Annotated in this window: 9 protein-coding genes; 1 reads left to right on the top strand and 8 read right to left on the bottom strand. The window is 46.7% G+C overall.

Annotated elements, in window-relative coordinates; translation table 11 throughout:
• Positions 1–23: 23 nt before the first annotated feature.
• The 4 genes from BC343_RS30865 to BC343_RS26830 form a co-directional block, all read right to left on the bottom strand.
• Positions 24–8228: a cadherin-like beta sandwich domain-containing protein gene (locus BC343_RS30865; RefSeq protein WP_143822372.1), complete on the bottom strand. Its 8205-nt coding sequence runs from the start codon at positions 8226–8228 to the stop codon at positions 24–26.
• A gap of 663 nt (positions 8229–8891) precedes the next feature.
• Positions 8892–10625 (bottom strand): cadherin-like beta sandwich domain-containing protein, encoded by a 1734-nt coding sequence (locus tag BC343_RS26840; RefSeq protein ID WP_078350907.1) that lies wholly within the window; start codon positions 10623–10625, stop codon positions 8892–8894.
• Complete coding sequence (locus BC343_RS26835) at positions 10519–13380, bottom strand: MBG domain-containing protein (RefSeq protein ID WP_078350906.1); 2862 nt, start codon at positions 13378–13380, stop codon at positions 10519–10521. Before BC343_RS26835 ends, BC343_RS26840 begins: the two co-directional genes overlap by 107 nt.
• A gap of 195 nt (positions 13381–13575) precedes the next feature.
• Positions 13576–15345 (bottom strand): tetratricopeptide repeat protein, encoded by a 1770-nt coding sequence (locus tag BC343_RS26830; RefSeq protein WP_078350905.1) that lies wholly within the window; start codon positions 15343–15345, stop codon positions 13576–13578.
• A 262-nt stretch (positions 15346–15607) separates the two neighbouring features.
• Here BC343_RS26830 and BC343_RS26825 point away from each other — a divergent pair, with 262 nt between their 5' ends.
• Complete coding sequence (locus tag BC343_RS26825; RefSeq protein WP_162276951.1) at positions 15608–16687, top strand: acyltransferase family protein; 1080 nt, start codon at positions 15608–15610, stop codon at positions 16685–16687.
• A 21-nt stretch (positions 16688–16708) separates the two neighbouring features.
• On the opposite strand, the gene BC343_RS26820 is transcribed toward BC343_RS26825, so the two are convergent.
• From BC343_RS26820 to rhaT, 4 genes are all read right to left on the bottom strand, one after another.
• On the bottom strand, positions 16709–18070 hold the full coding sequence (locus BC343_RS26820) for an FGGY-family carbohydrate kinase (protein ID WP_078350903.1): 1362 nt from the start codon (positions 18068–18070) through the stop codon (positions 16709–16711).
• Positions 18071–18073: 3 nt separating this feature from the next.
• Positions 18074–19348, bottom strand: a complete 1275-nt coding sequence (locus BC343_RS26815; RefSeq protein ID WP_078350902.1) for a TIM barrel protein — start codon at positions 19346–19348, stop codon at positions 18074–18076.
• Positions 19349–19411: 63 nt separating this feature from the next.
• Complete coding sequence (locus BC343_RS26810; RefSeq protein WP_078350901.1) at positions 19412–21532, bottom strand: bifunctional aldolase/short-chain dehydrogenase; 2121 nt, start codon at positions 21530–21532, stop codon at positions 19412–19414.
• A 44-nt stretch (positions 21533–21576) separates the two neighbouring features.
• Positions 21577–22698, bottom strand: coding sequence for an L-rhamnose/proton symporter RhaT (rhaT, locus tag BC343_RS26805; protein ID WP_078350900.1), 1122 nt, complete (start codon positions 22696–22698; stop codon positions 21577–21579).
• Between the last annotated feature and the right edge of the window lie 30 nt (positions 22699–22728).

Below are 22728 nucleotides of genomic sequence, written 5' to 3'. Positions count from 1 at the left end.
TCTCTAACCTCTACTCTCTAATGCTAATACTTCAGTACCAGATAACCGGTTTTCCTGATGGTTTGCCCCTCCTTCTTGTACTCTATTGAGTAGAAGTAAGTGCCCGGCTGCTGCATGGTGCCTTTGCTTCCATGCCCGTCGAAAGCTGTGCCCAGGTTATCGTAACCTTTGGCCTCGTATACCACCTCGCCGTTGCGGTTCATTACCTGCACTTTGTTTTCGGGGAAGGCGGTGATACCTTCAATGGTGAAGCGGTCGTTAATACCGTCGCCATTGGGCGATACTGCCTGTTTTACCGTGATAGCTTCCGGCAGGGTTTCGGTGGTTAAAGGCTCCGGTTTCTGTATGATATCTACCTGGTTGCGGTTTGGCGTTGTGGTAGCAATAACAACAGGCGCCGGTTTGGTAACTATAATTGCCCAACTACGTGTGGTGGTGCCGTTTTGTGCGGTTACCACTACATTAATAGTGTTTTGGCCAACATTTAAGGTTACCGGTGCCGAAGCTACGCCGCTTGCGGTTATTACACCATTAATACGGATGGTTGCTGTAGTATCAGTTGCCACCGCCACTACTTTGATAGTTTTGGTAGTAGCATATACGCTTGCGGTTGAGTTGTAGTCGGCAGGGCCGCTGCTTACGTTGGTTTTAGTAACCGCCGGCGATACCAGGTATAGCTTGCTAAGCGCAGCTACGGATGAAAGTACATCCTTATTTACTTTTATTACATAAGTTTTAACCGCTATGCCATTTGGCGCCGTTACTTCTACCGTAATGTCGGTAGCTGTACCGCTAAGCGTTATAGCATCTGAAAATGCACCACTTGCTGTTACTACGCCGTTTACACGGATGGTAGCTCCTGCATCCGTAGCTACAGCCACTACTTTGATGCTGTTAACGTGTGCCGCTACAGTAGCCGTTGAGTTAAAATCGCCGGGGCCGGTAGAGGTATTTGTTTTTTCTACAGCCGGCTCAACCAGGTAAAGCTTGCTTAAAGTAGCTACTGCCGAAAGCGGCTTGGTTACTTTTATTACGTAGTTTTTAATTGTAGTGTTATTTGCAGCCGTTACCTGTATGGTAATAAAGGTAGAATCGGCGGTAAGCGTTACCGGTGCCGAAGCTGCGCCGCTTGCTGTTACAATACCATTAACCCTGATGGTTGCCGTACTATCGGTAGCTACGGCCACCACTTTAATAGTTTTGGTTGAAGCGGTTACCGCCGCCGTAGAGTTGTAATCGCCGGGGCCGGTAGCTACGTTGGTTTTTGTAACAGCAGGCTCAACCAGGTAAAGTTTGTTGAGCGTTGCTATTGCCGAAGCGGCTCGCTTTACGTTAACGGTATAGGTTTTAAGGGTTCCGTCTTCGGCTGTTACGATAACCGATATGGGGTTAATGCCCGCAACCAGCGCTATAGGGGCCGATGGCGTGTTATCTGCCGTGGCTATTCCGTTTATGCTGATCTTAGCTTTTGTATCCGTCACTTTAGCTGTAATAGTAACACTGGCTGTGTTGCTTGATACCGCAGCGGTATAGTTTAACGTATTAGGGTTAAACGCAGGGCTCAGCGAGCCCGAACTGGTGCTAAGAGCCGAAAGCGTTGCAATACTTGATGCAGGTGTACGTGTTATAATAATGGTGTATACCTTATCAGCACCCGATGCCGAGGATGTAGTAACGGTAAAGGTATTGCTTCCGTAGGCCAATGCCACCTGGTGCTGGTAGTAGTAGGTTTGCTTAGGTTCGCCGTTTATAGATACACGTGCTGTGGTATCAGACAATTGCGCGGTAAGGCCAATTGTTGCGGTATTTGCCGGCACGGTAAGGCTGTAGCTAAGCACATCCTTATCAAATGCAGGGCTTAATGTGCCTGCGGTGGTTTGTAAGGTGTACAGGTTGTTGTTTGTTGATCGGCCGCGGTTAATGGTTAAGGTATAGGTTTCTTTCGCTATACCATCCTGCGCAGTAACTTCAATAATGTATACGTTTGCACCCGGGCGAAGAAATGTGCCGTAATAACCATTGTAATTTTGGCCGTTTATTTTTATGGTTGCAAATTGTGAGTTGGCAAATGGCACCAGGCGAACCGATGAAGTGCTATTAGGCACGTCCATAGTAAAATTGCGCAGGCTTTGGTCGAAACCGGGCACCTGTGCGAACGTTGTACTGTTGTCGAAATATAAATCTTGAAGCCCGGCATTCGTATCCTTTGGCTTTTTAACGGTAATGGTATAGGTTTTGGTAAGTGTACCGTCTGCCGATGTAACTTCTATCGGCGCAACATTATCGCCGGGGTTTAAATACAACATCCCCGAAGCACCACCGCTATAGTTAACATTTACAGTAGCGTTTGGATCGGCCGGTATAGCCGCTATGCTTATCATATTCTCCCCCGAATTTAACTGAACCATATAATTAAGCGTATCTGCATTAAATATGGGTTCTAAAGTACCTATCGTCGTTATCAACGAAGCAAGGTTAGCTTTTGTTGAGAATGCACGTTTGATGTTGATGGTATACGTTTTGGTAGCATTACCGTTTTCGGATGTAACAACAATTACAAAAATGTTATCGCCTTCGTTCAGGGCGGAGGTTACGTAGTCGGTATTTGCTCCGTTGATCGTCATGCTAACACCGCCGGCTTGCGGGTATGGGTACATTTCTCCATATTCCACTGCATTGGGCACATCAACGGTGTAGTTATAAACTGCCGGGTCAAAGTCGGGTAGTTCTAAAAAGTCGCTTCCGCTTACTAAAAACACACCGGCAAGGTTAGCATTGCCCGATAACGCTTTTTTGAAATTAACATTATAGGTTTTGCTTGCAGTACCATCTGCAGAAGTAACCTTAACATCTATAATGTTGTCGCCCGAGTTTGGAGACAGGGTTATTGGTGCTCCCGAGGCTCTGCTCTCGCCATAAATGGCCAGTTGCGCATTAGGGTCGGCAGTGTTTGCGCTGATATCAAACTCGTTAACAGTATCTGCCAAAGCCACCATATACTCAGTTGTTTCCGGATCGAAAACCGGATCTAAGGTACCAACACTTGTGGTTATAGATGCCAGGTTAACGTTTGGTGCAGCACCACGCCTTATGGTAACGGTATAAGTTTTAGTGGTGTTATCTTCTGCCCGCGACCTTACCGTAACGGTATTAAGGCCTACGTTCAACGGCACAAGTAAGCCGTTAGATAATGTATCGATAGGCAAATAATTGATAGTGGCGTGAGCGTAAGCATCGTTAACGGCCGCAAAAACGCGTGCCGATGTAACAGCCTCGTCAACAGTAGCGGTATACGAAGTTGTTTCCGGGGCAAATACCGGGCTTAGCGCTACACCCTCAACCGACAGGCTTGCCAGGGTAGCGTCGGTATGTGCGGGTTGTTTATTGGCAACAAGTGTATAAGTTTTGGTTGTTGTACCATCCTGTGCGGTAACGGCTATTGTAAAAGGTGTGGAACTTGCACTCAGCCAGAAATTAAGCGCAGGCCCCGGGGTGTAGTCGTTACCATTGATCTTGATAGTGGCATGTGCATCGGTAGCTGTGGGAGCAAGGCCAAGGCTACCGGCCGAATATGGAACCGCAAGGGTATAGTTTTGTGTAGCACTATCAAAGGCCTGGTCTAACAGGCGCGAGTTAACGCCCAGGTTGGCCAAGGTAGCATCTGCTGATGGATTACCACGTACCACGGTTACTGTGTAAGTTTGGGTACTGTTACCATCTAACGATGCAACGGTAGAAGTAATTACGTTCTCGCCTAAGGCCAGCGCAACTGCTGCATAAGGCGTGCTGCCATTAATGGATGTTGTATTACCATTGGCAGTTACCGTAACCACAGCGCTTGCTTCGGCGCTTTTTGGCGTAAAGTTGATGCTCGAAACCTCGTAGCCAACAGATGCCGAATAACTGTTATTGGCAGCGGTGAATGCCGGTGATACCGAACCACTGCTTAAACCGATACCGCTAAGTGCGGCAACATCCGCACTTTGGCGCGTTACCCTTACGCTGTAAGTTTTGCTGGTTACACCATCGGCAGCTTTTACCACCGTACGGAATAACGTGTTACCGAACTCGTTAAGCGGATAAGTATTGGTGTAACTTGGGTGGGCAACACTAATAGTATCGTTATTTACCGTTACTACTGCATTAGCCGAATTAGCCACAGGTGTAAGTGTAAAATACTCGTCGGCACTGCCAACGGTTACGTTGTAGCTTGTGCGCTCGGGAGAGAAGGGGTAGTTGAATATACCTTTATCGCCGGTTAAACCGCTGAGCGTAACGTCGGTAAATGGCAGCCTGTTTATTACTAAAGTGTAGTATTTAGTAGCGCTCTTATCGGCAGAGATAACGCCAATTTTAAATGAATTGCTGCCCGCTGCCAATGCCATTTTAGGGCTCGCCTGGTCGTACGGTACGGGGTAATCGTTCACTGTAGATGAAGCACCTGCATCTGCCGGGCCGGGAGCTATCGACAACGAATCGATACTGTTTGGCACGCTGGTGGTAATGGTATCGGTAATATTGTTAAAGAACTGCGAGAAACCGCCGGTTACGTTTTGGCTCAAGGTAAGGTAGCTCATATCAGCTACCGCCGAATATGCGCGGGTTACATTAATAGTGTAGAGTTTCGCGGTACCCTGGTGCGATCGTACGCGCACGCCTATAGTATTAGGGCCACTGTTGAGGTTTACGCTTTGCAGGCCGCCGCTAACTAATGCCGCGCCATAATTTACCCTCACTTCCTGGTGGCTTTCGCCTTTGGTTGGCTTTACGTAAATGAATTGTACGCCCGGGTCGGTAATGGCCAGGTTGTAGGTATCAACATTGGGGTCGAAATCCGGAGAGATGGTAAAGTTATTGGTAAGGTCGGTAACCTCCAGGTTGGCCAACAGGTTATTGTCAGACATCTCGCGGGTTACCACTACGTTGTAAGTTTGGGTAGTAGAGCCATCGCCTGCGGTAACTTCTATCTGTATAGTTTCGGGCGACGAAAAATAATTGAAGGTGTAAGTATAACCGTTAACCGGGTTAAGCGGAACGCCGTTCACTTTGATGGTTGCGGCATCGTTAGTAGCCACAGGTTTAAGCTGCAGGGTATTAACATTATAAGCAACGGTAGTGTTATAAGTAAGCGTTGCCGGGTCGAATGTTTCTATTGCGCCTGTTGTGGTATTGATACCCAAAGTAGCCAATGTGGCATCGGTAGATACGGCACGGGTTACGGTAATGTCGTAGGTTTTAAAATCACCATTCTCTGCCCTTACCGTTAATGGGAAGTTGGTAATACCAACGGGCAATTGTTTGGTGAACGATGAGACAAAAGGTAAACCATCCTGCGATAAAGTAGCCAAGGTATCGGTCGATACCGCTGTGAACACTACCGAGGGGGTAGTATTGCTTACCGCAAGTGTGTACGTGTCTACATTACTGTTGAAAACAGGGTCTAATGCGCCAGCACTAACATTAAGCGATGCCAGGGTTTTGATATCAGAGAAAGCCCTTGTAATGTAAATATACTGGTACTGGTGAGTCACGCCATCTTGCGCAAGTACGTCAACAACCACAGAGTTATCGCCTTTTGCGAGCGGAAGTGTAACCGTGTTGCCCGAAGTAGCCAGCGTGCCATCTATATATAATTTTGCGTTCGGCTCATTCACCGTTGCCGTAACGGTGTATGATGTTATATCCTTAGCTACCGTGCCTGTAAAACGATTACTCAGATTCGGGTCCTGGCTTACCGATACGCCCGTGCCACCCACAGCAAGGGCACTAAGCGAGGCATCCGAAGATGGTGGGCGGTTTACCGTAACCGTGTATGGGTTGGTAGTGGTACCATCCTGCGCGGTAACGTTAACGTGAATAGCGTTATCGCCAACGGCCAGTGCAATAACCTGCGAAGGGCTACCCGATGTAACCTCTGCATCGTTTACTTTAACCTGTGCATTAGCATCTGATAAGGTTGGGGTAAGTGTTATGCTACTTACCGTATTAGGCACACTAATGGTGTAGCTGTTAGTTTCGGGTGCAAATACCGGCGATAAAGTACCCTCGCTGGCTACCAAATTGCTTAAATTACCATTGCTTGAAAGGTAAATAGAATAAGCCGAAGCATTGGAGGCCGCTTGCTGTATATCGTAGTTGGTTGCACTAACTCCCGAACCCGTGATAGCATAAGTACCAACGGGGCTATTAATATCTACATCGGCACTGAAGGTTAGTGTACCGGTAGTGGCATTGGCCTGGGTATCGTAGTTGGCAAAACCGGTTAAAGTGCCTGTTAAAGCAGTGCCGGGGGTAGTATTAAAAGCGCGGCTAAACGGTTTGGCGGTATAATATAAGGCACGTTTTGTGATGGTAAGCGCTGTGCTGTTTTCGGGCGCTTGCACAAATGTGTATTTTGAAGATAATAAACTTAAGCCGGTTATGCTGTAGTTACCCACAGGGCTTCTTTCGGTAGGAGACCCATAGTACGTTGCAAAACCAACGGTAGAATTTTCCTGGGTATCGCCGTTCACAAACCCTACCAGCTTACCTGTTAAAGGCGGGTTAGGGTCACCGTATTGCCTGGTTGCCGGTTGGGCCACAAAGGTTAACTCTGCTTTTTTTACAATTAGTGCATTCGGATTACCCGGGTAGGGAACAAAAGTATAGTTCGCTGCCGATATCGCCGGGGTTGTTACCGCATAAACACCGGGCAGGCTTGATTTATCGGCTACCGATGAAAAAATAATTTCACTGCCCACTGCCTGCTCAATGGTTTCGCCGTTGGCAAGGCCGGTATACGTTACCGCGAACGTTGGGTTATCCTGCCCGTATGGCCTGGTTACCTGTGTTACTTTGTAAGTAACAACGCCTTTGTTAATGGTAAAGGCATTTGCATTGCCGACAGCCTGCGCAAAGATGTAGTTGGCGGCCGATAACCCGCTACCGGCAATTGGATAGATTGCACCTGCCGGAGACGTTGAATTAGCAGTTGTAGAGTAAACTATAGTGCCCGTTGTGGCCGTAGCTTCGTTATCACCGTTAACAAAGCCACTAAGGGTTCCGCTAAATGCCGGGTCAGCCTGGTTATAGTTGCGGCTGGCCGCGTTTGCTGTATAGGTAAGCACCGCCTTATCAATGGTTAAGGTTTGCGATACATTTTCTGCGGGCATGTAAGCAGCGTTACCCGGCTGCGATGCCGTAATAGTTACCGTGCCTGCTTTTATAATGTGCACTTTGTTATTAACTATCGAAGCTATAGTAGGGTCGCTGCTGGTATAGGTTATCGGAAGCGCACCCGGTACGCTTGCTGCAGGGTCGAAATCGGCACCGCCATAGGTTTTGGTGGCTGTTGGCGCAAAGGTGATGGTTTGGTCTTTTTTAGTGGTAAAGCTTGTAGTTGTACCGTATGCTGTGCCGGTCTCGTTAACGGCATAAGGCCTTGCATAATAAGTAACACCGGGTGTAAGGCCGTTTATTGTGGCAGTATATTGCCCTGTTACAATGGCGCCGGTGTTCGTTACCTTCGAGTTGGCGGTAGTCGGGTTAAAAGCGGTTCCGTAAACCACACCATACTCGGTAGCTACCGGTTTACCTACATTATTAACTGTAGATGTTAGCGCAGCGCTTGAGTTGGTAATAGTTGAAACACCCCCTGTAGCTAAATTGGCAGGTTCTTTAGTATCAGACCAGGTAAAGGCATCTAACCCTATATAAGATATCTCCCTACTCGTTTGTATTTTTACCGCATCTATATTTATGCCGGTAACGTTTTTCCCGCCAAAAGTTTTAAAATCGAAATAAGTATAGCCATTGGTAGGGTTACTTTCGTTGCTGGTCCAGTCACCAACTTTGGTAACGCTGAATTGTTGAACGCCATTAGAATACCCGATAATAGTAACCTCGCCGTAAGTGTTTTTTGCCAGATTACTGGTTGATACGTACAGCCAAAAACTATGCAGCCTAAAGCCCGCCGCGCTACTGATGGTGAAGTCGCATTGCTTGTTTATACCCGCAGTACCGCTATTGTCGATGTACTTATTATCTCTTTTAATACCGCTCCAGCCGGTGGTTGGGTAACCGGCCTGTATAAAAAAAGTTGTACCCACCGATGTGATGTTAAACACCTGCCCGTCGGAAGTGAACGAGAATGCTTTGTTCGTAGCGGTTTCAAAATCTGTAAAATGCAGTTGCGCCGAAGCAAACAACGATGACATGATAAGCACGACCAGGAGTAATAGTTTTTTCATTTAACCGGGTTTAAATTAATTGGGGAAATAAGGTATATAATTGGCTATTAATTTCTACTTGGGGCAGCGGCAAGGTAATATGTAACGGCACAAAGGGGCTATGTGCACCGCAACGGGAACATGATCGTATAAACAAGAAGGGCTACTGAAAAGTAGAGGTATCTCCATATTTTATAACTGTGATATTAACTATAGGTTGCCGAGTTATTTATTACATCAAGCTGTAAATAAATTACTTCGGTATTTATAATTGATAATTATTATGCAAATAAACATTTAATTAATAAGACAAACGCTATCTAAAGTGTATACAAAGTGTCGACATAGCCGAAAAACACATTCCTGTTATCTCTAAAACGCACCATTTGGACAACATTCGAACAAAACATACGTTTAAGCAACCCGCATTAAAACCACACGCACTTTTCGCCTTCAATATTATTTAATATTACTTGCCATTAGCAGGCTAAATTCACCCTAATTATAAGGGTGTGTTCAGCTTTTTTCGGGGCGGGTAGCAAAATAAAAAGCCGCCCTGCTTTCGCAAGGCGGCTTACCGGTATAGTATAATTAGGGTTTACAGTCGTTTCTGTCTTTTCCTTAAAGCAGGCCCGTAGCAGCTCTGCTTTCTAAGTTGCGGCATTTAGCCCCCCAATGCTCAACTTAGTACTTCAATACAAGGTAACCGGTTTTTCTTAATATCTCTGCTCCTTTTTTATATTCTATTGCGTAGAAGTAAGTACCGGGTTGCTGCATGGTGCCGTTGCTGCTGCGCCCGTCAAAGGCAGTACCCAGGTTATCGTAACCTTTAGCCTCGTATACCACATCGCCGTTACGGTTCATTACGCGCACTACGTTCTCGGGGAAGGCTGTGATACCCTCAATAGTGAAGCGGTCGTTAATACCGTCGCCGTTTGGCGATACAGCTTGTTTAACTGTAATGGCTTCGGGCAGGGTTTCGGTTGTTAAAGGCTCTGTTTTTTGCAGTATATCAACCTGGCCGTTACGGTTGTTTATGGCTGCTATAACCGGTGGCTTAGCTTTGGTTACTATTATAGCCCAGCTGCTTGTAGTGGTGCCATTTTGTGCAGTTGTAACTATGTTAATAGTGTTATCGCCGGCATTTAAAGTTACCGGTGCCGAAACCGCGCCACTTGGAGTAATTACGCCATTGATACGGATGGTTGCAGTACTATCAGTTGCCACAGCTACCACCTTAATTGTTTTGGTAGTGGCCGATACACTGGCTACAGCGTTATGGTCTGCCGGGCCACTGCTTACATTGGTTTTTGTAACCGCGGGTGATACCAGGTAAAGCTTGCTTAGGGTTGCCACAGCCGAAAGTTGCACCGGCGCAGGCTCTTTGGTTACCGTTATAACATAGGTTTTAACGGTAGTATTATTTGCAGCAGTTACCTCCACCCTGATGGTGTTATCGCCGGTGTTAAGCGCAACCGGGGCCGATGCAATGCCACTGGCGGTTACCGCGCCGTTAACCCTTATAGTAGCGCCCGGGTCGGCTGCTTCGGCAACTACTTTAATACTATTGGTTGTTGATTTAACCGATGCGGTAGAGTTATGATCGCCCGGGCCGCTGCTTGTGTTGGTTTTTGTAACGGCAGGCTCTACCAAATAAAGCTTGCTTAAAGTAGCTACGGCAGAGGCCGGTTCTTTGGTTATCTTCACTACATAGGTTCTAACGGTAACTTTATTGGCGGCCGTAACTTTAACGGTAATGAATGTAGAATCGGCGTTTAGCGTTACAGGAGCAGATGTTGCACCACTTGCCGTTACTGTGCCATTAACTGTTATCATTGCGCCGGCATCGGTAGCCACGGGTACCACCTTTATGCTGCTTACTGATGCAGCTACCTTTGCAGTTGAGTTATAGTCGCCGGGGCCTGTGGTAGTATTTACCCGCACAGCATCCGGTTCTACAAGCGAAAGCTTGCTTAACGAAGCCACTGCCGAGGCCGGTTCTTTGGTTATTTTAACCACATACCTTTTAACTTTGGTGTTGTTGCTTGCTGTTACCTGTACGGTTATAAAGGTAGAATCGGCATTTAGCGTTACCGGGGCAGATGTTGCACCGCTGGCTGTTATTGCGCCGTTAACCCTGATAGTTGCGCCGGGATCTGAAGCTACAGGCACTAAACGAATTGTATTTGTTGACGCAGATACCTTAGCGGTTGAATTATAATCGCCGGGGCCTGAGGTGGTATTTATCCTCACAACCGATGGCTCTGTAAGAGAAAGGCTTGACAGTGTAGCCAACGATGAGCTTGCACGCTTAACCGTAACAGTGTAGGTTTTCACAGTGCCATCTTGTGCGGTTACCTGCATGGTTACAATAGTAGAACCAACAGGCAATGTTATGGCATCGGTGGTTGCTCGCATTCAGTAAAGCGCCATTCACCTTTATAGTGGCGTATTTGTCGGCATAGGCATCAAACTTAATGCTACTTGCAGAGTTTGGTACAACAACTGTATACTTTAACACATTTTTATCAAACGTTGCAGGCGACATAGTGCCTAAAGATGGTGTAAGCGACCACAGATCGGCAACTGACGACAAAGTACGGGTAACGGCTATGCGGTAAGTTTTAATATTACCGGCTGCAGCTTCCACATCAACCCGGATAGTGCTTGTGCCAAAAGGTAAGCTAATAAGTGAAGAATAGTCGCCGTTGCGCACGCTGCTCCCGTTCACAGTAACACGGGCTGTAGCATCGCTCAAAGAAGGCACAACCGCTATTAAATCTGAATTGGTAATTGCGGTGTAGTCGGTTACCGACGAGTTAAACTCCGGGTTTAGCGTAGTATTCGCGGTTAATGCTAAATTAGACAGATCGGCATTTGATGATGCGGCACGCACTACGTTTATGTAGTAGGTTTGGTTAGCGCCATTAGATGCTGTTACAGTTGCGGCCATGGTGGTTGTGCCAACAGGGAATGGAATAGTAGGTGTTGGCAAATTTGGTGGCAGTGGCCCTCCACCGCTCGATAAAGTGTAGGAAATATCGGGCACGAATAAGGTAAAGCTCACCCGGCTTACTTCATTGCCTAAAAAGAGTGTATAATTTGTTACTGCGGGGTCAAAAGCAGGAACCAAAGTACCTTTAGAAGCCGAGAAACCCGAGAGTTGAGGCAGCACCTTTGGCGCAATGGAAAACACATTACTTTCAAAATACAGGTTGTAATTTGCACCTGCTGTAAGTGTACCCTGCTCAATTCGGTAAGTGCCCGGTTCCTCGCCCGGCTCGCGTACGAGGACGCCTGCCAGAGCATCGCCATCAATAAGGCTACCATCGGTAATTGCATAGGTGAGCGCCGGATCGGCATCGCCTGCAATTTTGCCTAACGCATCGGCAATTACTGTTAACCCGAGCGGAACTATATTTAAGTTATTACCGGTAAAATTGATGGCATAATTGGCATCTAATGCCAGGCTGCCCTGTATAATTTTATAAGTACCCGCATTTTGGCCGGGCTCGCGCACCAACTCGCCGGTGAAAGCTACGCCTTCGGGTAATGCATCGGCAGTGTAAGTGAACGCCGGGTCGGGGTCGCCATAGTGTTTTTTGCGCATGTTGGCCGTAACGTTTATCGTTTTGGGCGCTATAGTAAGGTCGGCACCGGCAAATACCAGTTTATAAGCAGGGTTGGTTATCTGTAATGTACCTACATCTATTTTATACGTACCTGCATTTTCGCCAGGTGCGCGGTCTAATGCACCGCTAAAGTCCGCCTCGGTAAGGCCACGGTCGTTAGTATAAGTGAAAACAGGATCGGCATCGCCAAACGTTTTACTAACCGCTACAGCACTTACCGTTACCGGGATAACCTCTTGCTCGATAGTGAACACCCCCGGGTTAAAGGTGATGTTATAATTTGTACCGGCAGTTAACGAACCCTGGGTTATGGCATAGCTGTTCGGCTCTTCGCCGGCTTCGCGCTCCAATGAACCGCTAAAGTTATCGCCCGCCAAAAGGCTACCCTCGTTAATGGTATAGGTTAAAACAGGATCTGCCCCCCCGGCAAATTTCTTTGTATTATCGGCGGTAATATCAAGCCTTCTTTCTGATATATAAAAGTCATTACCGGTAAAATTGATGGCATAATTGGCATCTAATGCCAGGCTGCCCTGTATAATTTTATAAGTACCCGCATTTTGGCCGGGCTCGCGCACCAACTCGCCGGTGAAAGCTACGCCTTCGGGTAATGCATCGGCAGTGTAAGTGAACGCCGGGTCGGGGTCGCCATAATGTTTTTTGCGCATGTTGGCCGTAACGTTTATCGTTTTGGGCGCTATAGTAAGGTCGGCACCTGTGAAGGTTATAGCGTAATTGCCCGAATTAACCGGAGCAAGGGTACCTATACCTATCGCGTAATTGCCCGTTGTTTCGCCAGCAGTTCTTGACAATGCGCCCGTAAAAATATCACCATTTGCCAAAGCAGTATTGGTATAAGCGAGCAGTGGGTCGGCATCTCCATAGGTTTTAGTGGCTGCAACAGCAGTTACTGTAACGGCTTTCTTATTAACAGTTAATGTTTGGGACATTGGAGGTGCCTCCAAGTAGCTTGAATTCCCCGTTTGTGAGGCAGTAATAGTAGCACTACCCGCTCCTACAATATGAATTATGCCACTAACTACGGTTGCAACAGCGGTATTGCTGCTACTGTAGTTAACGGATAAACCACTACTGGTTGTTGCTCCCGGGTTATAATCCGCATCGCCATATACCTTACTCGCGGTTGTGGAAAAATATATATTTTGCGGCGATTTAGGTGTTGTAAAATTGCTCACCGCACCATAATAATAATCTGAACCGTCCTTCACGTAGGACCGAACATAGTATTTTACGCCAGAGGTAAGGCCGGAAATGTAAGTGCTAATATTTCCACTATAGGAAGAAGTACCTACCCTAAGTTTGAAACTGCTATTATAAACGGGGGAAGTGGATGTTGTGCTGTAAATAAACCCATACTCGTCATAAAAATCAAAAGAACCTTTGCTTACCGACGAAAAAACACTTACACCATTCGTTGTCAAATTAGTGTAACTTGTGCTACCAAGCGTAATGGTAAAATTAGCAGCCGATGCCGCAAAGCCCGAAATGGTTAACAATAAAAATAGTAGTAGTCGTTTCATACAATAAGCGTTAGGTTGTGTCACAATAATATTTGCCCGAAATTTTATGTAACGAAAGTGTGATTATTGTGAAACAAATGCACAAAAACGCGCATGACAAAAAAGTGACAACGCTTTTAAATGAAATTAAAATACTGAATTACAAATACTTAATTAAAATCAGCTTAATACAGAGGCAATCGCTTTAAAAAGTGATCAGGAGGCATTATTCTCCATTTTTTTGCGCAGGCGCACACGGGTTTGGTGGATGGTGTTTTTAGATACGCCAAGCATATTGGCCATTTCGTTAGTATTCAGCTCCAATTTATCTAATACGGCCAGGCGTATTTCGGCGGGGGTAATGCCGGGATAAAGCTGTTTTTGTTCGGATATAAAGTTGGGGTAAACTTTCTCAAACAGGGTACGGAAGCTTGCCCAATCATCATCGGTAAGGATGGTAGCGCGGGTAAGCTGCTCCAAATATTCGCTGCGCTGGCCCGTTGCCGATAGCTTTTCCATTTCGGCATGCAGGTTATCCGCCTGTTCCGATTTCTCTCGCAGTATTTGGGTTTGCTGCAGCAGTTGCTGTTTGGTGGCTTCTAACTCACTTTCCTTTTGTTTACGGATTGCCTGCGCGCGTTTGTAATACATAAAGCCAACTATAAGCACCAATGCCAATATAACTAAGGCTGCCTGCCGCAATGTTTTCTCCAGCCTTTTTTCTTTTTCTACCTCGGCTATTTTTTGGGCATACTTCTCCGATTCAAGCCTTTGCTGGGCGCGGGCCAGCTTATGGGCATCGTTACGGCGGGTAAGGCTATCTTGTAATAGATCGGCCTGTTTAATATAACTAAGTGCTACTGCGGAGTTACCCTTACGTTCGTTATATTCGGCCAGGTAACGGTACAGGCGCAGCGGTTTAAAATAGTCTAGCTGCTTTTTGGCCTCTAACCAACTTTTTAATTGCTGAGCGCGCTGCAGTAAAGCACCGGCCTGCTGCAATTTCCCCAGCGATAGTTTAACATCTACTAAAACAATAAGCGCATCGTACTCTGCCTGAAAAGCGTAAAAATTACTGAGGGCGTTAGGCGGTGCTTTGCTAAGCATGTAACCCTTATCAGCATACTGCTCGCTTTCGGCAACTTTACCTTGTTTAACCAAAAGGTCGGCAATCTCAATGGTAGAAAAACCCCGCCAAAAGTTATTATGCTCTATAGAACCGGGACTAACAGGCCTGTAGTGATCGTGAAAATTCTTAATTTTAAAAGCATATGCCAAAGAGCGGCGGTAATCTTTTTTGATCTTCCAATAAGTTTGCAGGTAGCTCATTACCTGGGTAAAATACCAATTGCCTTCTTCCGTTGTAGCTACAAAACGTTCGGCTATGGAAAGGTATAGATAGGCCTTTTCGCGATCATCCAGGTCCCACATTACCATTGCAGTGCGAAGCATCATATTCTCGATGTAATAATCCCTGAAGTTTTGGTAGCCCAGTTGCTGCATGTGTTCTGTAATGCGCATCAGCGCAGTATAACGTTGCTCGTAACTAATTTTACCGCTGTTGGCGGCGTTTTCGGTAAGGTAAAAACGCGCAACAGTTTCTTCGATGGGAAAACCGTAACGTTTGGCCCGGTTCTCTATGGTATGAAAAAGGCTATCAGAGGATATGCCGCCCGGTGTTTTAACCCCGACATTACCGCTTGAGAAACAATTATAAAAATCAATGGCCAGTTCTGCTCGGTTGTCGCCTTTCTTTTGTGCTATATCACGCATCTGCACAAAAACCGAATTCACAAGCGCGCCGCTATCGATCTTATAAAAAGGGTAATTGTGTACGTACCGGTAGCGCTGCTCGTTGCTCATGTCGGCAAACTTAGCCGCCGACCACCCCTCCTGTGCACGTACCGAAAACGACGCAAATATGCTCATGGCTGCCAATAGCCAAAAACATACATGTATGATGCGGTAATTGCGGTGGTTTTGCACAACAGTTAAATAATAGGGTAGGCAAATATATTTTTTTGTATTATTTAATATGCCTTTTATTTAACTATTTACCGATAGCCCCGCCGAGCAGTCAAAATCTATAAATATTTTATAAGTTTGGGCTGCTTCATGCTTTCAACATCAAACTCCAAAACTTCGTATTTGCCTTACCTCGATGGCTTGAGGGCCATTGCCGCAATTTATGTTGTATTACACCATACGGTAGCGCAATTCCACTTTGATTATTCCAAGCTTACGGCTGTTGAAAAAATATAGTATCATCAGCTTTTTTTACGGCCACTTTGCGGTTAACTTCTTTATTGTACTATCGGGTTTCTGTTTAACCATTCCGCTTATTAAACACAACACTTTATCCTTAAACGGCGGGATAATTTTATTCTACAAAAAAAGGTTTAAACGTATTGCCATACCCTACTACTTAGCTGTAGCGTTTTCCCTTTTACTGATACTAAGCCTTATCGGGAAAAATACAGGCAGGCATTGGGATGTAAGCCTGCCCGTAACCGGCAAAAGTATTGTAACACACCTGCTGCTGGTACAGGATGTGTTTAGCGAAACCATGTTCAAGATCAATCATGCGCTCTGGACAATTTCCGTCGAGTTCAGGATATACCTTTTCTTCCCGTTATTACTTTGGGTTTGGCGGAAATTTGGAATTGCGGCCACCTTATTATTAACAGTAGTAATATCCGTTATAATTTTTTTGATTGCCACCTATGCAAACACGCATTATAACTTAGGGATTGAACAAAGCTTAGATGGTGTAAACCCTTACATCGTCCTGTTTGCCTTAGGTATGCTGGCGGCTCATATTTCGTTATCAAGCAATCATAAAGCCGCACGGCTAAGAGCCGGTTTACCCTGGCTAATTATTTGCATTGCATTGTTTGTATTGGTTTTTGCCATACAACGATTTCCGGCATTTGCCAACCTACCCTACTCTTTTGAATACCACGACGTACTTTTTGGTTGCTGGACGTTATCGTTTTTGGTATTGGTAAGCGGCGATAAGGTGCCTTTTTTAAAAAGAATATTATCGTTCCGCCCGCTGGTTTTTGCAGGCACATTTGCTTTCAGTATTTATCTTATTCACGCGCCGCTTATCCAAGTAATCTGGCAGTATATCATCGCCCCTATGGGCCTCGGTGAAGTTACATCGTACTATCTCATGGTATTTATAGGTACGCCGTTTATTGTGGCTGTATCCTATCTGTTTTACCTGTTTTGCGAACGGCCGTTTATGAACCATAAAAAGCCCGCTTTCTCTACAAACCAGGATAATTACAACCCACTTACCGATGATGCCTTAAACCGGCCGTAGCAACTATAATACAACTCTTTCTTAAGCATAATACTTCAACTCGATTATATCGCTTGGCACCTGCTTGCTGTTCCAATCTTTATGGATGCACAGTGCTGCACCAATGGCCGAGGCTTGCGCCATGGAGGCTGCGAAAATTTCGAGGTGCGGGAAGGCCGATGCAAGCAAGTTCATATAAATGCTGTTTTTGCTGAAGCCCCCGTCTACAAATATGCGGGTAACTACCTGGCTGCCTTTGAGCACCAATTGGGTGGATACTACCTGCAGGTTGGTCAAATCGAGCATTAGTTGGTGATAAGCTTCAACATCATCTGCAAAAGCTGAAAGATCCCTTGTAGCGAACATAGATTCCTTAGCGAATTCACCCGATGCCTGCGGGAACTTCTTTTTTAGGCGTTCGATGATACCTGCATCATAAGGCACATTGCGGAACTTGATGGCATCCTGGTTAAAATGCGCGGCAATTCGTTTCACCTGCTGCTCGTGCTCGCTACCCGTGAACAAACGCGAAGCCTTTACCGGGCTGCCTTTGTACTGGATGTAGAAAAGGCAATCTTTATCCAGCTCGTCCTCGGTAAGCGGCGATTGGTTGAACGGGTTGAGGCTGATGCACCAGGTACCGGTAGATATCAATATAAAAGGCTCGCGGAAACTGATGAGGTAAGGTATAAGTGCGGCAGAACTATCGTGCAGCCCCACCCCTACTTTATAATTGTTGCCGGGGAACAGCGCGGGCAAAGTGGCATCTGCTGCAGCGATGGGTGCCAGTTTAAGGCTTACGCCCTCCTGCTGTACCCAATGGTGGTAACGCTGGTTGGCAAAATCCCAAAGCGCAGTATGGCAGCCAATACTGGTCATGTCTGAATAGTATTGGCCCGACAGCAGGAAGCTTAAATATTGCGGCAAATGCAGCGCATACTTTACTTTTTTGTATAACGCGGGCTGTTGCTGGGCGAGGCGGTAAAGCTGCAGGCCCGAGTTTAAACTCCCCAACAGCGGCGAGGCAGTTTGGTTACTAAACTGCAACTCGCCGCCGTAGCGGTTGTATATATTGCTGCTTAATTCCTCGGGATAAGGTTTAAGGTAATTGTATAGCGGCGCAACGGGTTGCCCCGATTCGTCGAGGTATACAAAGCTGGCACCATAGGCTGAAAAATTCACGGCCTTTACCTTAAAATCCTTCAGGCGGAATATCTCGCTCATCGAATCGAATACCGAGAGGCGCAGGCTTTGCAGGTTCTCGCAGGGGAAACCGTCCTCATCCACCGTTTCGTTGAACCGCGCCGAACGCTCGAAAACAATGCGGTAATTCTCGTCGAATAAAAACAGTTTTTTGTTGGTTTTGCCAACATCAAACACGGCTATAACCGGGGTAGCACTCATATATTAAAGGCCTGTGGCCACGGTGTTCAGCCCGCGTTCGTTTATCAAATTCTCTCTCACTTTTAACTTGCGGTAGGCATCAACCGGGTTTATGGCACCGCCATTGCGCAGGCTTGCCTCGGCTACCAGTGCGCGAACATCGGTACGATAGGCTTGCTGCAATATCTCTTGAGCCAGCACTACATCGTTATTTTGTTGTGCAGCTACTAAAGCAGCTTTATCAACCAACAACGCTTGCGTGTAAGCTATCTTGATGGCCTGTACCGATTGCAGCAGATCCTCGATAGGGTCTTTCACGTTGTGCGATGCATCTATCATCCAGCCCAAGCCGGTAGCGTGGTTAATGCCTTTGGCATCCATACCTTCAACCAATTCGTTAAATATCAGGAACAGTTGGTAAGGGTTGATACTGCCTACGGTAAGGTCGTCATCACCGTATTTAGAATCGTTGAAGTGGAAGCCCGCCAGCTTATCTTCCATCAGCAATAGCGAAACTATTTGCTCGATGTTGGTACCCTGCAAATGGTGCCCCAGATCTACCAAAGTACTTGCCTTCGGGCCTAATTTAGATGCCAGCAGGTAGCTTTGGCCCCAATCGCCAATGGTGGTTGAGTAAAAGTTAGGCTCGTAGGGTTTGTATTCTACCCATACTTTCCAATCATCAGGCAAAGCGGCGTAAATTTCCTCTAAACTTTCCAACGTGTTTTGGAATGCCTTGCGGAAATTCAGTTGCCCCGGGAAGTTAGAACCATCAGACAACCAAACCGACAGCGCCTTAGAGTTCAACTCCTGCCCGTATTTGATAACCTGTATATTGTGCTCAACTGACTGCTGGCGCACCGCTTTATCGGTATGGTGCAACGAGCCGAATTTGTAGCTTAGCTTCTGGTCCTTTTGGTCCTGGAAGGTGTTGGAGTTTACAGCATCAAAGTGAAGGCCCAGTTGCGCGGCCAGTGCATTCATCGAAGCAGCATTCTCGGGGATATCCCATGGGATGTGCAATGAAATAGAATTACTCGACTTGTTCAGCGCCTGTATAACGCCTACATCTTCAATTTTTTCTTCGAGGCTGCGAGGCTCGCCACCGCCCGAGAAGCGGCCGAAGCGTGTACCACCCGTACCTAATGCCCAGCTTGGTATAGCTACGTTAAAGGCACCAACTTTTGCCAATACTTCGTCAAGGTTGGCTACATCGGCGGCTACGTATTCGAAATTGCGTTTATGGGTGTTGCTTTGCTGATGGTTTAGTTCATCAACTTTGTGTTTCTCAATTTGCATCGGTTATAATTTGGTAAGGCCGGCGGTTAACCGGCCTTTATTTATATTTTGTTGTATAAAAGCTTAGCGTACAAAACCTGCCGCTACGCCACCATCCACGTTAATAACGTTACCGGTTGATTTGCTTAACAGCCCACCTGTTATAGCAAAACATGCGTTAGCAATGTCTACGGGCAGTATCACCTCGTTCAATAAGGTACGTTTTGCGTAGTAAGCCGGCAATTCTTCAACGGTTACGCCATAAGCTTTTGCGCGCCCTTCGGCCCAGCCGCCAGCCCAAATGTTGCTATCGCTGATCACAGCATCGGGGTTAACTACGTTCACGCGGATACGGTCGGCACCCAACTCAGCCGCATTCAGCCTGCTCAGGTGCAATTGCGCCGCTTTTGCACTGCCGTAACCTGCATTGTTAGGACCGCTTACCAAAGCGTTTTTGCTCACTATGTTAATGATATCGCCACCCATGGCTTGTTTCTTCATTACATCAACAGCTGCCTGGGTAACAAAGAACTGGCCTTTCACCAATACATCGTACAACAGGTCCCAATCTTTTTCGGTGTGGCCGGCTATGGTTTTAGAGATGGATAGGCCCGCGTTGTTCACAATAAGGTCGACCCCGCCGAAGGCTAATGTAGCAGTAGCTACGGCAGCTTGTATATCGGTTTCGCTGGTAACATCCAACACGGCAGTAGTAACCGCATCTTTACCAAATTGCTTTACAAACTCATCGTATGCACCTTGTAAACGCTCGGCGTTCATATCATTCAACACTACTACTGCGCCTTCTTCGGCAAATTTCTTCGCGATAGCTTTACCAATGCCACCTGCGCTGCCCGTAACTAAGGCTACGCGGCCCGATAACGCTTTTGGCTTTGGCATACGCTGCAATTTTGCTTCTTCCAGCAACCAGTACTCAATATCAAAAGCTTCCTGGTGCGGCAGCGAGGTGTATTCCGATATTGCTTCGGCACCCTTCATTACGTTGATAGCGTTTATGTAGAACTCGGCAGCTACCCTTGCGGTTTGCTTATCTTTTGCAAAAGTGAACATACCCACGCCCGGGTACAGTATCACCACCGGGTTAGCATCGCGTATGGCAGGGCTGTTGGGGTGTTTGCAGGTGTTGTAGTAGTCGGTATACATGGCGCGGTAAGCCTCGAAAGCAGGAGTAAGTTTTGCTTTGATGGCATCCACATCGCTCAGGTCGTCGCCTGCGCCCAACTCCAATACCAACGGACTAATTTTAGTCCTTAGGAAGTGGTCGGGGCAGCTGGTACCCATTGGGGCAAGGCGCTCCAGGTCGTTAGAGTTGATGTATTCTAACACGCGGGCATCATCGGTAAAGTGGCCTATCATTTTGGTAGCCGATGAGCAGAAGCCACGCAGTATAGGTGCTAAAGCAACCGCTTGTTTTTTACGGTCGGTTTCGGGCAGGCTCTCCAGTTTGGCACCGCCGAAAACGCTGCCGTTTTTGATATAGCTTTGCTCCAGGTATTCGGCGCATTTTTCTATCACCTCCAGGGTGTTGATGTAGCTTTCGTAAGCGGTATCGCCCCAGGTAAACAAACCATGCGAACCCAGCATAATACCACGGATACCCGGGTTATTATCCAAACATTCTTTCAGTTGCAAACCAAGGTCGAAACCCGGGCGCTGCCAACCTACCCAGCCAATAGTACCGCCGAATAATTCTTTGGTTATTTGCTCGCCGTCTTTTGCAGCAGCTATGGCAATAGCAGCATCGGGGTGCAGGTGGTCGATATGTTTAAAGGGCAGGAAACCATGCAGCGGCGTATCTATCGAAGGCGCTTTAGAATCAAGGTCGAATATGCTGTGGTTGAACAGGGCAACCATTTCGTCTTCAAATTCGATACCGCGGTAAACATTGGTTAAGCTGCGTAACCTGTCTACATACAGTGCAGCTAAGCCGCTCTTTTTAAGCGTACCAATATCGCCGCCCGAGCCTTTTATCCACATTACCTCTACATCCTTACCTGTCAAAGGGTCTTTATCTATCACTTTGCAGGAGGTGTTACCACCGCCGTAGTTGGTAAGGCGCAAGTCGGCACCTAAAAGGTTAGAGCGGTATATCAGTAGGGCAACCTCATCGCCGGCCAGTTCGGCGGCTTTGGCTTCGTCCCATAAATAGCTTACATGCTTAAATTGTGTTGTGTTGGCAGACATTCCTTTAAATTATTATTGTTGATTCTTTTGGATTTTTATTGTTGTTATTTAATGTTTTGCGAAACCGTTTTTTGTTCCGCCGCTTTTGTTTTCAGCGAGTTACCGTAACCCACTATTAGTACAGATAATATGATGGTGGCAATACCTGCAATGACCGTGTTAGTCGCTTTTTTGCTCACACCTTTCCATTCGTTAAGTACCAGCCCCCATACGTTGGCTATCAGGATAATGAAGGCCATGTGCAATATCCACGAGCTGGCGCCATTACCCAAACGGCTTTCGCCCATGCCGTAAAAAAAGAACTGCAAGAACCAGGTGGTACCCGCCAATGCCGAGAAGATGTAGTTCTTCAACAACGGTTTACTACCATCGGTATAGTTACCAAAGGTTTTGTTGCGGGCATTCAGTATCATACACCAAATGAAGTTGGTTGTTAACCCGCCCCAAAGAATGATGATGTACACCACGTTGTTTTGGTACAGGAAATTACCCTGCCCCGGGTGCAAGGCCTGCCACGCGGCGTTAGCCTCATCAGCCATTACTTTACCTGCTTCTATACCGAAGTTGAAGCATGCGCTAAGGACACCCGATATAATGGCCACCGTTATCCCCAGCCCGAAGCGGTAATCTTTATTATCAGCCACATCGGCTTTGCCGGCCGCCAGTTCTTTCTCTTTCAGGGTACCTGCTTTTCCGCAGATAATTAACCCGAGGATGCAGACAGCCAAGCCTAACAGTACCATTTGCCCCCAGTGGCTTGTAGCTATATCGGTAAAGCTATCCTTACCTTCCTGCGGAACTATATTGTAGTATACCGAAGGTATTAGTGCGCCAAACACGGCACAAAGCCCGAGTATGATAGTGCTACCCAACGATACCCCTAAGTAACGTACGCCCAAGCCGTAGGTTAGCCCACCTATGCCCCACAGCAGGCCGAAAAAGTAGGTTAACAACAGTATGCTGCCGTTAGTGGCGCTTATAATCTCGCTAAAACGCGGAATGGTTAACCATGCTGCCAGCGGCGGCACAATAAGCCAGGAGAACAAGCCCCCTATTATCCAATAACTTTCCCAGGCCCAGCCTTTTACTTTTTTGTAAGGGATGTAAAAACTGCCCGATGCGAATCCTCCAACAAAATGGAATATTACCCCGAAGATCACCTCCATGTATTCTCTGTATAATTAGGTTTATAAAAT

Source organism: Mucilaginibacter pedocola, assembly GCF_002013915.1.
GTDB classification, from domain to species: Bacteria; Bacteroidota; Bacteroidia; order Sphingobacteriales; family Sphingobacteriaceae; genus Mucilaginibacter; species Mucilaginibacter pedocola.
This window is presented reverse-complemented; position numbering and strand designations above follow the sequence as displayed.

Bases quoted from the DNA above. Each gene is read 5' to 3' on its own strand.
- BC343_RS30865 (WP_143822372.1), bottom strand. From the start codon at position 8,228: ATGAAAAAACTATTACTCCTGGTCGTGCTTATCATGTCATCGTTGTTT.
- BC343_RS26840 (WP_078350907.1), bottom strand. From the start codon at position 10,625: ATGCGAGCAACCACCGATGCCATAACATTGCCTGTTGGTTCTACTATT.
- BC343_RS26835 (WP_078350906.1), bottom strand. From the start codon at position 13,380: ATGAAACGACTACTACTATTTTTATTGTTAACCATTTCGGGCTTTGCG.
- BC343_RS26820 (WP_078350903.1), bottom strand. From the start codon at position 18,070: ATGAGTGCTACCCCGGTTATAGCCGTGTTTGATGTTGGCAAAACCAAC.
- BC343_RS26815 (WP_078350902.1), bottom strand. From the start codon at position 19,348: ATGCAAATTGAGAAACACAAAGTTGATGAACTAAACCATCAGCAAAGC.
- BC343_RS26810 (WP_078350901.1), bottom strand. From the start codon at position 21,532: ATGTCTGCCAACACAACACAATTTAAGCATGTAAGCTATTTATGGGAC.
- rhaT (WP_078350900.1), bottom strand. From the start codon at position 22,698: ATGGAGGTGATCTTCGGGGTAATATTCCATTTTGTTGGAGGATTCGCA.